Annotated in this window: 11 protein-coding genes; 8 read left to right on the forward strand and 3 right to left on the reverse strand. The window is 29.4% G+C overall.

Annotated features, from left to right (window positions below):
- Positions 1-2: 2 nt before the first annotated feature.
- Entirely contained in the window at positions 3-2,027 is a 2,025-nt protein-coding gene (locus tag ACNQGB_RS13580; protein ID WP_417944435.1) for a heavy metal translocating P-type ATPase, read from the forward strand.
- 182 nt (positions 2,028-2,209) lie between these two features.
- Here the strand turns inward: ACNQGB_RS13580 and ACNQGB_RS13585 are convergent, their stop codons facing one another.
- The 3 genes from ACNQGB_RS13585 to ACNQGB_RS13595 form a co-directional block, all read right to left on the reverse strand.
- Entirely contained in the window at positions 2,210-2,950 is a 741-nt protein-coding gene (locus tag ACNQGB_RS13585; RefSeq protein ID WP_417944436.1) for a phosphatase PAP2 family protein, read from the reverse strand.
- Between the two features lie 663 nt (positions 2,951-3,613).
- Positions 3,614-5,146 (reverse strand): phosphoethanolamine--lipid A transferase EptA, encoded by a 1,533-nt coding sequence (gene eptA / locus ACNQGB_RS13590; protein WP_417944437.1) that lies wholly within the window; start codon positions 5,144-5,146, stop codon positions 3,614-3,616.
- Positions 5,127-5,828 (reverse strand): phosphatase PAP2 family protein, encoded by a 702-nt coding sequence (locus ACNQGB_RS13595; RefSeq protein WP_472777124.1) that lies wholly within the window; start codon positions 5,826-5,828, stop codon positions 5,127-5,129. Before ACNQGB_RS13595 ends, eptA begins: the two co-directional genes overlap by 20 nt.
- A gap of 257 nt (positions 5,829-6,085) precedes the next feature.
- On the opposite strand from ACNQGB_RS13595, the gene ACNQGB_RS13600 reads away from it, so the two are divergent.
- The 7 genes from ACNQGB_RS13600 (at position 6,086) to ACNQGB_RS13630 (ending at position 15,222) form a co-directional block, all read left to right on the forward strand.
- Complete coding sequence (locus ACNQGB_RS13600; protein ID WP_417944439.1) at positions 6,086-6,766, forward strand: response regulator transcription factor; 681 nt, start codon at positions 6,086-6,088, stop codon at positions 6,764-6,766.
- The gene (locus ACNQGB_RS13605) at positions 6,763-8,028 is read left to right on the forward strand and encodes a sensor histidine kinase (protein WP_417944440.1); all 1,266 of its coding nucleotides are present in this window, start codon (positions 6,763-6,765) and stop codon (positions 8,026-8,028) included. The genes ACNQGB_RS13600 and ACNQGB_RS13605 overlap by 4 nt, the downstream gene beginning before the upstream one ends.
- A 53-nt stretch (positions 8,029-8,081) precedes the next feature.
- Positions 8,082-8,519, forward strand: a complete 438-nt coding sequence (locus tag ACNQGB_RS13610) for a PepSY-like domain-containing protein (protein WP_417944441.1) — start codon at positions 8,082-8,084, stop codon at positions 8,517-8,519.
- Between the two features lie 75 nt (positions 8,520-8,594).
- The gene (gene omp85, locus ACNQGB_RS13615) at positions 8,595-9,995 is read left to right on the forward strand and encodes an Omp85 family outer membrane protein (RefSeq protein ID WP_417944442.1); all 1,401 of its coding nucleotides are present in this window, start codon (positions 8,595-8,597) and stop codon (positions 9,993-9,995) included.
- A 28-nt stretch (positions 9,996-10,023) separates the two neighbouring features.
- On the forward strand, positions 10,024-11,265 hold the full coding sequence (locus ACNQGB_RS13620; RefSeq protein WP_417944443.1) for a TolC family protein: 1,242 nt from the start codon (positions 10,024-10,026) through the stop codon (positions 11,263-11,265).
- On the forward strand, positions 11,231-12,184 hold the full coding sequence (locus tag ACNQGB_RS13625) for an efflux RND transporter periplasmic adaptor subunit (RefSeq protein ID WP_417944444.1): 954 nt from the start codon (positions 11,231-11,233) through the stop codon (positions 12,182-12,184). The genes ACNQGB_RS13620 and ACNQGB_RS13625 overlap by 35 nt, the downstream gene beginning before the upstream one ends.
- On the forward strand, positions 12,184-15,222 hold the full coding sequence (locus ACNQGB_RS13630) for an efflux RND transporter permease subunit (RefSeq protein ID WP_417944445.1): 3,039 nt from the start codon (positions 12,184-12,186) through the stop codon (positions 15,220-15,222). Before ACNQGB_RS13625 ends, ACNQGB_RS13630 begins: the two co-directional genes overlap by 1 nt.
- Positions 15,223-15,231 lie beyond the last annotated feature (9 nt).

The following is a 15,231-nucleotide window of genomic DNA, read 5'->3' on the forward strand; positions in this document are numbered from 1 at the left end:
TCATGAATCACAAACATAAATTCGATGCAAACGGCAAGCAGCTTTGCTGTTCACTAGAAGAAAAAATAAACAGCAAAACCGACAAGCAATCAGGGTGTTGTACCGTTGATTATAAATCCGAACATTCTGATGATGACGGACACGATCATGACCATTCAGGCGGAAATGAAAGTACTTTTAAAATGTTCTTGCCCGCAATTATTTCACTCATTTTACTCCTTGTTGCCATTGGTTTTGACAACTACTTTCCGCAAACCTGGTTTACAGGTTGGGTGAGGATAATCTGGTATATAGTTGCTTATGTTCCAGTTGGCTTCCCTGTTGTAAAAGAAGCATTGGAAAGTATTCGCAAAGGAGAAGTGTTCTCGGAATTTTTATTGATGAGCATTGCTACCATTGGTGCATTTGCAATTCGTGAATATCCTGAAGGTGTTGCTGTAATGCTTTTTTATGCCGTTGGTGAAGTGTTTCAAACCTTGGCTGTTCAAAGAGCAAAAACTAACATCAAATTATTATTAGACCAAAGACCTGATGAAGCAACAGTAATGAATGGAGAAAATGCGACTGTAAAAAAAGCATCTGAAATAATTATTGGAGAAATTATTCAGTTAAAACCAGGAGAAAAACTAGCATTAGACGGTAAGCTACTTTCGGATACCGCTTCGTTCAACACTGCAGCACTAACAGGAGAAAGTAAACCAGATACCAAACAAAAAGATGAAACCGTTCTTGCCGGAATGATCAATCTCAACACGGTCGTTTTAGTCGAAGTAACGACAGCCTACACCGATAGTAAATTATCTAAAATCTTAGAAATGGTGCAAGAGGCAACTGCCAAAAAAGCACCAACTGAATTATTTATTAGAAAATTCGCCAAAATTTATACGCCAGTGGTCGTGTTTCTGGCTATAGGGATTTGTTTGCTTCCAATACTATTTGTTGAAAACTACAATTTCAATGATTGGTTGTACAGAGCCTTAATTTTTCTGGTTATCTCCTGCCCTTGCGCATTGGTTATTTCAATTCCATTAGGCTATTTTGGGGGCATTGGCGCTGCAAGTAAAAACGGGATTTTGTTTAAAGGATCCAATTTTCTAGATTTAATGGCAGCCATCGAAGTAGTGGTTATGGACAAAACAGGAACGCTGACTAAAGGTGTTTTCAAAGTACAAAAAGTGGTTGCTGTGGATATTTCCGAAGCCGACTTAGTAAAATATACAGCTGCACTCGAAACCAAATCAACCCATCTCGTTGGAACGGCAATTATCGAATATGCTAAAGGAACCGAAAAAAATGCAACCGTTACTGACGTAGAAGAAATTGCAGGTCATGGACTAAAAGGAAAAGTGGACGGAAAAGAAATTTTGGCAGGAAATGTAAAGCTTATGAAAAAATTCAACATCAGTTATGATGTCGAAATCGATACTACACCATTTACGATTATCGTTATTGCAATCAATCAAAAATATGCAGGATATTTTCTGATTGCCGATGAAATCAAAGAAGATGCCAAAGAAGCGATCCAGAGTTTACACAAAATAAACGTAAAAACCGTAATGCTTTCGGGCGATAAACAAGCCGTTGTAGATGCAGTGGCTAAAGAATTAAACATTGACCAAGCTTATGGTGATTTATTACCGGAAAACAAGGTCGAAAAAGTGGAGGAATTAAAATTACAAAACCTAAAAATTGCATTTGTTGGTGATGGTGTAAACGATGCGCCTGTAGTTGCCCTCGCCGATGCCGGAATAGCAATGGGGGGTTTAGGAAGTGATGCAACAATTGAAACTGCTGACATTGTTATTCAAAACGACCAACTTTATAAAATATTCACAGCTATAAACATTGGAAAACAAACTAAGAAAATAGTGTGGCAAAACATCACTTTGGCATTTGCGGTAAAAGGAATAGTTTTAATTCTTGGAGCAGGAGGATTAGCTACTATGTGGGAAGCCGTTTTTGCAGATGTTGGCGTAGCTTTATTAGCCATTTTAAATGCGGTTAGAATACAGCGAATGAAGTTTTAAATCTGATATAAATAAGAAGCGTCCCATAATAGGGACGCTCTTTAAAATATTTATGTTTTTTTTGGAGGTGTTTTTCCTTCTCCACAACAAGAATTATTTATACAACAAGACTTTTCTTACATTAGCAATAGTTTTATATTTTTAAGCTGTAGTACCTGAAACCGTTACTGATGTCTTTTGTGTTAGAAAGTTTTTATAAGCCCAATACCTAATTGTTTACCATTATAAAAAGGCGCAATAGCTGACATACTATTTTTCTCTTTTGAATTGAATATTTTCTTTTGAATAAACGGATTAATCCAATAGGCTATTTTAGTGCTTAAAATTCCTATTCCGGCACCTGCAACAACATCTGTCAGCCAATGTTTGTCATTATAAATTCTGAATGCTCCTGTTCCTGTAGCAATTATATATCCTGAAATTCCATACCATATTGAGACATCTTTATATTCTTGCCAAAGGAACTCCGCACCTGCAAAAGCAGTAGCTGTATGCCCTGAAGGAAAGGAATTTAAAGCTGAACCATCGGGTCTTTCTATTTTAGTAATTGATTTTAAACTAAGTACAGTAGCCGACATTAACAAATAAGAAGTTCCTAGTATGATCGTTCTGTCTTTAAAATTATGTTTTCCTTTTATGCCTGAAGCATTCAATACATAGACGGATAGTGCTGGAGCATATTGAGAGAAATCATCAATTGTGATTTTTTTATCAATGTTCTCGTTTACTTCTTCCTTTATTCCAGAATTGACGAATTTTAATCCATCACTTTCAATACCAACAACACCATAGCCAATAAGTATCGTTGGTATGATTAGTTCTTTGTAAGAAATTTTTTTTACAACTACAGAATCTTTTTGTATTTGCTGTGAAAAGATAGTGTGGGTAATAAAAAATGCTATTAATAGGATTCTACTATGCATATTTATTAATTTATTATTGTTAAACTTTTTTCTAGTATTTATATGTGAATTCATTCTACATTTATACTTAAATTTTTTCCGTCAATTTGGATTAAACAATCTTTTTTTTTCGAAATATATGTTTAATTCCTTTATCAATCTTCTAGTGACGTTCTTATTTTCATATTTTTCTTTGACATAATCTGAATTCATAAAATACTTTTTTTAACAAATTTACTCTAGGAACAATTACTAAATTATGTACTAGAAAAAAGTATACAACATAAAAAAAAACATCAGTATTAAAATTAAAAAAAAGAAAATGTCAAACTTAATGAATCATCTTTTTGAATTGCACGTTTTGTTGTTCTTGTGTGTACTGGTTTTGTTTTGGATTTTAGAAATTTCCTTTTTTCTGAAAATATAAAAGAAGATTTTTATTAAAATTAAATTAGCTTAACGTTAATGTAATTGTGTTAGTTACTGCCAGGATTATATCCAATATGAAAACATTTGTTACAGTATCAATCTATAATTAAATACAGCTTACTTAATAACTTTCCCTTGTTTTAAAATTCATTTGGATACTTTGTAGTAAAACACATCTGGATTGATTGAGGCACTGCAACTATCGTAGTGTAACCTTTGTATCGCCTTTTATAATTTTAAATTCTGTTATATATTTTACTCTTTGAAAATATTCATATCCTCATTATAAATAGGACTTTCTATGTTTAAAAAATTTAAGACACTATGAAATACATAGTTTTGATTTAATGTTTTATTAGGTTTTAATTTCCTTGAACTATTATCAGATAACCATACTATAAAGGGAATTTTATATTGTTCTTTAGGGGCAATACTTATAGGTATGCCGTGCATATATAGATTTTTTTCACCCAAAGACTCACCATGATCGGATACAAAAAGCATTGTGCTTTTATACTCTTTTAGTTGCTTTAAATTATTAATAACATTAGATAAAATATAATCGGTATAAACTATAGTATTGTCATAAGCATTTATCAATTCTGTTTGAGAACAATTTCCTAATTCAACACTATTACATACGGGTCTAAAGTTTTCAAATTTAGAGGGGTATTTTTTGCTATATGTAGGTCCATGACTTGTGCTTGTATGCAATACAATCAGAATTTTATTCTTTTTACTAGCTAAAATTTGTTCTTTTAATCCACTTAAAAGCACTTCATCATAATTACATCCATCACCTTGACAATTTGTCTTAAGATAATCTCTACTTTGAAAATTTTTAATGTGTAATGGTGGTTCTCCCCAGTTTGTCGTTCTCCAAACTACTTCAACATTATTTCTGTATAAATAATTGGGCAAAATTTCATATAAATCATCTGTATTTTCATGTTCCAAAATACTTTTCACACCAGCTGTCGTATATGTAGCATCAGAAGTAGCATCAAAATGAAATACATTATCTATTTTAGAAAGTAGCGGATTTGTATTTTTCTTGTAACCATACAAAGAAAAATTTTGACTTCTTGCAGATTCTCCTATAACTAATACTACCACTGATTTTTGGTTATTTTTAATTGTAGCATTTGGCAATAAAATTTCTTTTTCATTTTTTTTATTCTCATGAATATATAAAAGTGAAGTATTGACAGCATAAGACCAAGGCATCGCAAGACCACCTAACGTTTTGGAATTTTTATCAATCCAAAGCCAATTGCTAGCATTTACCAACACTAAAAATAAAACAAACAGTAAGGTAAGTGAAGAAATGATTGAGAATTTCTTTACTGTTACATTAATTATTTTTACTTTAATTATATATATGCTTGGAATGATTCCAAATAGCACTATATGAAGTACTAATTTTATTGAAAAAAAACTACTTGATTCATCATAATTGGTATTGAATACATTACCGATCATGCTTTCATCTATTATCACTCCGTATGTATTTACAAAGTAAACAGCAATTGCGTTAATTAGAAAGAATAATACCAATATGAATTTTCCCAAAAAACGAGACAGAAAAAAAAACAGAAAAAAAACAAAAGCGTTAAGAGTTAACATTAAAATAATTAAACTTATTACAATTGAAATACCACTTAAACTATTATAATCGAGATTATTAGCGACAAATTTAAAAAAAGGATAATGAAAGAATAAAAAGTTAAAAACACTCATTAATAAAACAAAATGAGATATTTTAATATTATTTTTTAGTGTAAACATGAATGAATTTATAAAGTGATACAATTAAAGCTAGCAATGCCAAATAGTAAATTATGAAATTTTGATTTATGATTTTGATTATTAACGTGATACTACAACCAATAATTAGTACCATAAAAAGAGGACAGAATTTTTTATTGCCGATCCAAGTCCATATTTCATATTTTCTACTACCAAAAATACCTATGAGGCCACAAATATAACCAATAATCCCACCTATCAGTACATCAAGAGGATAATGAGCCCCTACCCCAACTCTTGTCGATATAAGTACTAATGCAATAAGTAAAAACATGATTTTATAGAAAATTCTATTTATTTTACTTTTTGGCATAAATCCGTACATTAATACTGTTAGTATCGTCACCATTGTTAAAGCATGACCAGATGGTAAGCTCGTATTGCCAACAATTGCTTTACCCGTGATTATAAATGTATTGTTATCAAATACTTGAGCAGGTCTTGGTACACTGAAAATTCTTTTTAGAGTAAATGAAAATATAAGTGAAGCCAATGAAGCTGTAAGTAACGACTCCCATATTTTTGGGGTATATAAAATTAAAAAAATGATAAATGATAGAAATATTGATGCATCTCCTATTTGCGTAAGGTTATATTCGAAATTTGGGTACTGTCCTAAGAAATTATTCATATCATAGAAAACATCCTTTTGAATTTTCACATAATTACTAACGTTCAAAGAATGATTAACATATAAAAATATGGAAATCATCACTAATAAACAAAAAGGGATAAAGAATAGTGATAGTTTAAGTTTTTCAAAATTAGTAATAACATTTTTGTTCATTTGCTGGAGTTTAAGTTGTAAATAACTAATTGAAATCTGTAGTAAAACTGTATTTTGTTGTTCAACCATAGAATTAGGATAGATTTGCTTTCTAATTTTAATTAATATTACTTTTCTAATACTTAAATTTAATGAAAATCTTACTTATTGAAGATGAACCAGAAATGCAAAAAAGCATTGTGCACTATTTAGAACTTGAAAAGTTTAAAGTAGAAGTAGCCAATGATTTTGAGATTGCTTTTGAGAAAATACAATTGTATGAGTATGATTGTATTTTACTGGATATTACTTTACCTAATGGAAACGGATTAGAGTTGATAAAAGCTATAAAAAAGACGAGACCAAAAACGGGTATAATTGTTATATCTGCAAAAAACTCATTAGATGATAAAATAGATGGATTGAATCTTGGCGCTGATGATTATTTACCAAAACCATTTTATTTAGCCGAACTTAATGCTCGTGTAAAGTCTTTAATAAGACGAAATGTATATGATGGAGTGGATGTAATTACAATTAATGAAATTACTATTTATCCAGATGAAAGAAAAACTCTAATTCATGATTCAATAATAAACCTTACTGCTAAAGAATTTGATCTCTTAATCTATTTTATTGGCAATAAAAATAGGGTTGTGCAAAAAAGTGCCTTGGTGGAACATTTATGGGGTGATAATGCCGATCAATTTGATAATTTTGATTTTATTTATAACCATGTAAAAAACTTAAGAAAAAAATTAATAGCTGCAGGTTCTTCAGATTATATTCAGTCTTTATATGGAATTGGCTACACCTTTAATACAGAACAATGAAATTATTGACAAAAACAAGTTATTACTATATTTTATATACTATTCCAGTATTAATATTGACTACCATATTATTCTATTTTTTTCTACTAAATGAAATAGGAGAAAGTAATGAATCATTATTACAACAAAGAGTTGAGGTTGTTGAAAATTACATTAAAAATGAAGACGTTTCAGTAATAAGCATCCTTGAATCTAATAACGAAGTCTTTATAAAAGAAATTGAAAAAAATAAAATTATAAATCAAAAAATAGAGGACACATTAATTTTTTCAAAGCATTTAAAAGAAGATATTGCATATAAAGTATTAGAAGTAAATTCAATAATAAACGGAAAAAACTATAAAATAAAAGTTTTAAAAAGCACTATTGAATTTGATGAATTAATGGAAGTTGTTTTGATTAATTTTGTTGCTATAGTGTTGTTGCTTTTTTCTATTATATATTTTATTAATATAAAAATTTCAAAGAAATTATGGCAGCCTTTTTGGTTTACATTAGACTATATAAAAAACTTCAATGTTACAACAACAGCAATTATAAAACTTGAATCAAGCGATATAACTGAATTTGAAGAATTAAATTCTTCGATGAATCAAATGACTTCAAAAATGGTTAGTGATTATCACAATCAAAAGAAATTTGCTGAAAATGCTTCTCATGAATTTCAAACTCCATTTGCTATTATAAAAGGGAAAATAGATATTTTGTTACAGAATAAGGATTTAGATTTAGATACACTTAAAACATTAATATCTATTGATGATGCAACGATTCGATTAAGTAGAATTAATAAATCATTATTATTACTTTCTAAAATAGAAAACAGACAATATCAGCATTCAGACAATGTATTACTTCTTTCTTTAATAGATAAATGTAAAGCTTTGAACGAAGATTTTATTTTGGATAAAAATATAAAATTTAACCTTGAAGATTCCGAAGAATTATACTTTAAAATAAACTATGAACTATGCTATATTTTATTTAATAATTTAATGCAAAATGCTATTCGTCATAATGTTGAAAATGGTTCAATAATTATTTCTATTAAAAATAACAGTATTTGTATAAGTAATACAGGTATTCAAATTCCATTAAATAGTCATCTAATATTTGAACGCTTTGAGAAACAATCTAACAATCCCAATTCAATTGGGTTAGGTTTGTCTATAGTAAAAGAAATAGCTGAAGTTTACAATATTAACATTTCTTATTCTTATGAAAACAAATTGCACGTTTTTACATTAAATCAATTAGCATAGATTTTAAATAGATTTCTGCATGACTTTTACATTATAATTTAAAACTTATAATCATGAAAAAAGTAATTTTATTAACTGCAATAGCTATAAGCTCAGTTGGTTGTGCACAATCTAAAGAAAACAAAGAAGTTCCAAAAATGGTAACCGAAGCCTTTGCAAAAGAATATCCAAATACAAAAGTAGATTGGGATATTGAAGAAGATGGCTTTGAGGCAGAATTTAAATTAAATGGAAAAGAGGCTTCAGCTGATTATGATAAAAACGGTAACAAGTTAGCCACTGAAATTGAAATTACTGAATCTGAATTACCAACATCAGCATTGACTTACTTAAAAACTAATTATCCAAAAAGTAAAATAAAAGAAACTGCAAAAATCACTGATTCTACAAATGTAGTTACGTATGAAGCTGAAATAAAAATTGATGGCAAAAACAGTGACTTACTTTTTGATGCTAATGGTAGTTTTTTGAAAATCGTTCAAGTAGATTAATTTAAAAAATAAATACTAAAATCGCATTAAATTATTAATTTACAATAGTTTAATGCGATTTAAAATATAATTAAAATGAAAAAAAAGTTAATTTACTATTTCTTATTTACAATTGCAAGCATGCCCTTTTTAGAGGCACAAGAAAAAGACACACTATCTTTTGTGAAGTCTAAAAGAATGTCTAATGATGATTTATTAAAAAAAAATGAAGGTACCTTTTTTACAGGTATTCCAGATTTCTCATCGGATCCAGTAACAGGCTTTGGTTTTGGAGTACGTTCTAATGTTTATTGGAATGGGCAAAGAAACAATCAGTTATTTCCCTACACACCCTATTTAGCAAAATTAAAAGTTAATGCTGCCTATTATACTTCTAACGCGAGAGAACTTGTGATGTCTTTAGATATTCCTTACTACAAAGGTACCAGATGGCGTTTTAAAGTCGATTTTAAAGCCCAACAAAATCCAACAAATTTGTATTTTGGTCTCAAAGATGCAACTCTTGGTCAATTGCGATTACCTTCTACACCAGAAGGAGGAACAACATATAGCACATATGCTGAATATGACAACGCTAGAAAAATATTGCGTCCTGGAGAAGTTGGAGAAGCATCCTTTGTAGTAGATGCCTTGTCAAATAGATTTAGAGAAACAGAATACATGCTTAATCTTAAAGCAGATTATGCACTTGGAAATGGAAAATGGAGAGTAATGGGTGGCTATGAAATTCAACATTTAAGTTATAAAACATTTGAAGGAGAAGAAGCTGAAGCTATAAATCCAATAACAGGAGAAGAAACTACAGCTCCTAATGGGTTTTCACTTTTAAGAAGAGACTTTGAAGAAGAAAAAATATCTGGACTAGAAGGTGGTTGGATTTCTATACTTCAAACAGCTCTTATTTTTGATACTAGAGATTTTGAACCGGACCCCACAAAAGGTTATTATTTTGAAATAGCCAACGAATATTCAAGTAATTTAATAGGTTCGAAATTTAACTTTAATAAACTATTTCTACAAGGTAAAGGTTTTTGGAAATTACCTTTTGGAAAAAGAACGGTTGTTGCCAGTAGAATTGGGGTTGGAACTATTTTTGGTTCAGAAGCTCCTTTTTTTGAATTTCAAGATCAGTGGAGTCCTGATGGAAGCATTAACGCTTTGGGAGGAAAACAATCCTTACGAGGCTATAGAGCTAATCGATTTTTAGCACGTTCAATGTGGTTTACAAATTTAGAATTAAGATATCGCTTTTTAGAAGCTAAATTAGGAAAACAAAGATTTGCTTTTGGTGTAGCTCCTTTTTTCGATGCAGGAACTGTTAGAGATCGTTGGCAAGATTTGAATTTTACAAAAATAAAATTTTCTTATGGTGCTGGTTTACGAATTGCATGGAATCAGTCAACTATTCTATCATTTGATTATGGAAAATCAAAAGAAGATGGATTGTTTTATATAGGAATTGGTCAAGCATTTTAAAAAAAAAAATAAAACAGTAAATAATCACATGAGTTTAATAAAAAAAATAGTTTTTTTACTTGTACCACTTTTATCTTTTTCACAGCAAAGAGACGTGCACTTTTTTATTGAAAAAGCAGTTTTAAATTCAGCTTTACTAGAAGATTTGAATAATCAAACTAGTGCAATATCTATTGATAGTTTAGTTTATAAAGCTAATTTAAAACCGCAACTTAACGCTAATTTATTTACTAATTACGCACCAGTAATTAATAATTTTGGATATGATACTGCTTTAAGTAATGGTCAAACTGTAAGTGGACTGGTTAGTTTTTCTCAAAAAATATTTGGTAAAGAACAAAAAAACAATCAATTACGATCTTTAACCTTGTTGAAAGACAAGATGAGTTTTAATAAAAGAATTACAATTAATGATATTAAAAAAGCTGTTCAATTGCAATATATTGTTACCTATTCAGACCATAAACAATTAGTGTTTTTACAACAACAACTTGATTTATTAAATAATGAGTTAGAAATATTAAAAAAACTAACACAGAAATCCATTTATAAACAAACGGATTATCTACTTTTTCTCTCTACAGTTTCGCAACAAGATTTAATTACTCTTCAAACGAAACAACAATTTGTAAATGATTTAGCTGTTCTAAATTATTTATGTGGTACTAACGAAAGGGAAAGTGTTGAATTATTGGAATCCAAACTTGAATTAAATCAATTGATTACAGCTGACGAATCCATTTTTAATAATCAATATAAAATTGATAGTTTAAGTATTCAAAATCAAAGAAAAAATATTGCTAACACCTATAAACCTTCTTTATCCTTGTTAGCAGATGCGGGTTATAATTCTACATTAACGGTTCACCCATATAAAAATTTTGGATATAGTTTTGGGTTTAATTTTTCTATTCCATTCTATGATGGTCATCAAAGAAAATTACAAATTAGTAAAAATGATTTAGCTCAAAAAACAAACATTGCATACAAAAGTCAATTTGAAAGACAGTATAAGCAACAACAAGAACAACTGATTATAAAGATTAATCAAAATGAATTACTGCTTCAAAAATTAGAAAAACAGTTAAAAATCAATGAAACTTTAATTACAGCCTTTACTAAATTACTAGTTTCAGGAAATGCAATTATTATGGATTATGTTTTAGCTTTAAACAATTCCATTACTATTCATAATACTATTGCTCAAAACAATACCAACAGATTACTTCTAATCAATGAATTTAATTACTGGAATACCAATGAAAAATAAAATACTTTTAAACGCTTGTTTTCTTTTGTTTATACTCGTTTTTAATTCTTGTAAAAAACAAGAAACAAATAGTAAAGAACAAAAAGTTATTGTGGCTGTTACAGTAACTCACATAGACACTACAAGTATCGACGATTTTGAAGAAGTTTCTGGTACCGTTTCTTATATCACAAAGACTCCTGTTAAATCAAATATTACGGGTTATATTACATCAGTATCTATAAAAACAAATGATTTAATTAATAGAGGTAAAACTTTATTTACCATAAAAACTAAAGAAGCACTTGCCTTAGGAAATGATGTAAATAAATTAGATCCAAATTTACATTTTGGAAAAGCAGTTGCCGTACAATCTAGCAGTAATGGCTATATAACTGCTATGAATATTGAAAAAGGAAACTATGTACAAGAAGGTGATGTGTTGGCTATTATAAATGATTTAGGGAGTTATGGAGTAATAATTAATGTTCCCTTTGAATTAAAAAAGTATATCAATTTAAAAAGTTCTTTGTCTGTTTATTTGCCAGATGGAAGAGTTATAAGCTCAACTGTAAAACAATTTATTCCTTCAGTTGATGTTAGTTCTCAAATGCAAAGTGTATTTTTAAAAATAGATACTAAAGAAAACTTACCTGAAAATTTAATTGTTTCGGTTCGTGTCCCCAAATCTCAAAAAGCTTCCTTAATTTCTTTGCCTAAAACGGCCATTTTAAGTGATGAAATTGAAACTAATTTTTGGACGATGAAATTAATAAATGATTCTACTGCTATAAAAATTCCTGTTCAAATTGGTATAAAAAATCAAGAAAGAACAGAAATAATCGCACCTAAATTTGACTTGAAAGATCAATTTTTAACCTCTGGTAATTATGGTGTTGGAGATACATTAAAAGTAAAAATCATTAAAACGCTTAAATAATGAAGAACTTTTTTGTAAAATATAAAAGTGGTTTAAGTACCCTTATTTTCTTGATTTTAATTGGAGGTGTTTTTACATACTCTAAAATGCAAACCAGTTTATTTCCTGAAATAACCTTTCCAAAAATAAAAGTCATTGCAGATGCAGGTCAACAACCCGTTGATAAAATGATGATTACGGCTACAAAACCTCTTGAAAACGCCATTAAAAAAATACCTAACCTAAAAATTGTTAGAAGCACAACTAGTAGAGGAAGCTGTGAAATATCCGCTTTTATGGATTGGAATTCAGATTTAGATGTCAGTAAACAACAAATAGAATCTAGAATTAATCAAATTCGTACTAATTTACCACCATCCATTCAGATTACAGTAGAAAAGATGAATCCTTCTATTCTTCCTGTAATTGGTTATGCCATTGAAAGTAAAAACCGAACACCTATTGAAGTTAAAAAAATAGCCAATTATGTAATGAAACCTTTCTTCTCACAAGTAGAAGGAGTTAGTGAAGTACGAGTAATAGGTGGAAAAGAAAAAGAATACTGGATTGAATTAGACCAAAATAAAATGACTGCCTACGGAATTACACCTGATGCCGTTTCACAAGTTTTGAGTCAAACTAATTTTATCACTTCTAATGGTTATTTAGCAGATAATCGTTATCTATACTTAACCTTAACAGATTCTCAAATAACGAATAAATCGGATATTGAAAATTTGGTAGTTAGCAATAAAGGAAAAGGAATAATTACTTTAAAAAACATTGCAACTATAGCTATTGAAGAAGCAAAAGAATACATTAAAGTTAATGCCAATGGTAAAGAAAGTGTATTAATTGCAGTAATAAAACAACCAAACGCTAATTTAATAACGATGTCAACAGACATGGAATTAAAGTTGCAAGAATTACGAAAAATCATTCCAAAAGACGTAAAAATAACCCCTTATTATGAGCAATCCACTTTTGTAAATGATGCAGTAAAAAGTGTAACAGATAGCTTATTAATTGGCTTATTTTTAGCTATAATCGTTGCTATAATTTTTCTAAAATCAGTAAAAGCAAGTGCTACCATTTTAATTGTGATTCCGGTTACTTTATGTTTAACCTTACTAGTATTATATTACACGGGACAAACCTTTAATATTATGACTTTAGGTGCAATTGCGGCAGCTTTAGGATTAATTATCGATGATGCCATTGTGATTGTAGAACAGATTCATCGTACACATGAAGAACATCCCGATGAAGAAACTGTTACATTAGTAAAAAAAGCAATATACTATCTTTTTCCTGCTATGGTTGGCTCATCGTTGAGTACGATTGTTATCTTTCTGCCTTTTGTTTTAATGAGTGGTGTTGCAGGTGCTTATTTTAAAGTGCTAACAGATACTATGATTATTACTTTAATCTGTTCTTTTTTAGTTACTTGGATACTATTGCCCGTAGTTTATTTATTGTTGACTCAAAAACAATCTAAAAATAAAGGAATAACTAAAGTTGAAGCTCATCATGATGTAAAGACTCAAAATTGGGTAGGTTATTTTGTTGAAAGACCCTTTATTAGTTTTGGCTTTTGCTTGGTATTACTTATTTCAATATTTATTATAGTTCCTCGATTAGAAACTGGTTTTTTACCAGAAATGGATGAAGGAAGTATTATTTTAGATTATGAATCTCCACCAGGAACTTCTTTAGAAGAAACGGATAGAATTTTAGTAGAGGTAGAAAAGATTATTCAAAATGTTCCAGAAGTTGAAGCTTATAGCAGAAGAACAGGGACTCAAATGGGATTCTTTATTACCGAACCTAACAGAGGTGACTATTTGATTCAATTGAAAAAAGATAGAAGCAAAACTAGTAATGATGTTATTGATGAAATTAGACACAAAGTAGAAACTTCACAACCTGCTTTGCGAATAGATTTTGGTCAAGTTATTGGAGATATGTTAGGAGATTTAATGAGTTCTGTTTCTCCTATTGAAGTGAAAGTCTTTGGTAACAATCAAAAAGAATTGCAAAAAATAGCGGGTGAAGTCGCAAAAATAGTTGAGAAAATTGAAGGTACTGCTGATGTTTTTGATGGTATTGTTTATGCTGGACCATCTATAAGTATTCAACCTAATTACAAACAACTTTCTTTATACGGAATAACACCAACTAATCTTCAGTTTCAATTGCAAACGTTATTAGAAGGAAATGTTATTGGTTCCATATTAGAATTAGACAAAGTAGTTCCTATTCGATTAATTTATCCAAATACGCAAAATCGAAATTTAGAAGATATTAGAAAATCGTATCTTTTTTTACCTAATGGAAAAACCATTCCTATCACTAATTTAGTTGATATTACTATTTCAAAAGGTATTGCTCAAGTTGAAAGAGAAAATCTACAAATGATGTGTGTTGTTACAGGTCGATTAAATAATAAAGATTTAGGTACAGTAATGAACCAAATTAAGCAAGAAGTTTCAAGTAAAGTAGTACTACCTACTGGTTATTATATTGATTATGCTGGAGCATATAAGGATCAACAACAATCTTTTAAAGAACTTTTGCTTATCTTATTTGCTTCTTCCCTATTAGTTTTTGGTATTTTGTTATTCTTATTTAGAAACTTAAGGGTTGCATTAATAATTATTTTTATTTCAGTTTTAGGAATTTCAGGAAGTTATTTATTACTTTTTATTACCCATACACCTTTGAATGTGGGAAGTTATACTGGTTTAATTATGATAGTTGGTATTATTAGTGAAAATGCTATTTTTACCTATCTCCAATTTAATGAGACTTACCAAGTAACTAAAAATAAAAAACAATCTATAGTATTTGCAATTTCTACACGTTTACGTCCAAAGCTAATGACTGCTTTAGGAGCAATTATTGCTTTATTACCATTAGCTATTGGAATTGGTACAGGATCTGAATTACACCAACCTCTTGCTATTGCTGTTATTGGAGGTTTTTTAATTGCATTACCGTTGTTGTTGATTGTATTGCCTAGCTTGTTAATGAACTTTATTACAACGGAAGAAGTGTAGGAAAAAAAA

The organism is Flavobacterium frigidum (genome assembly GCF_048286795.2).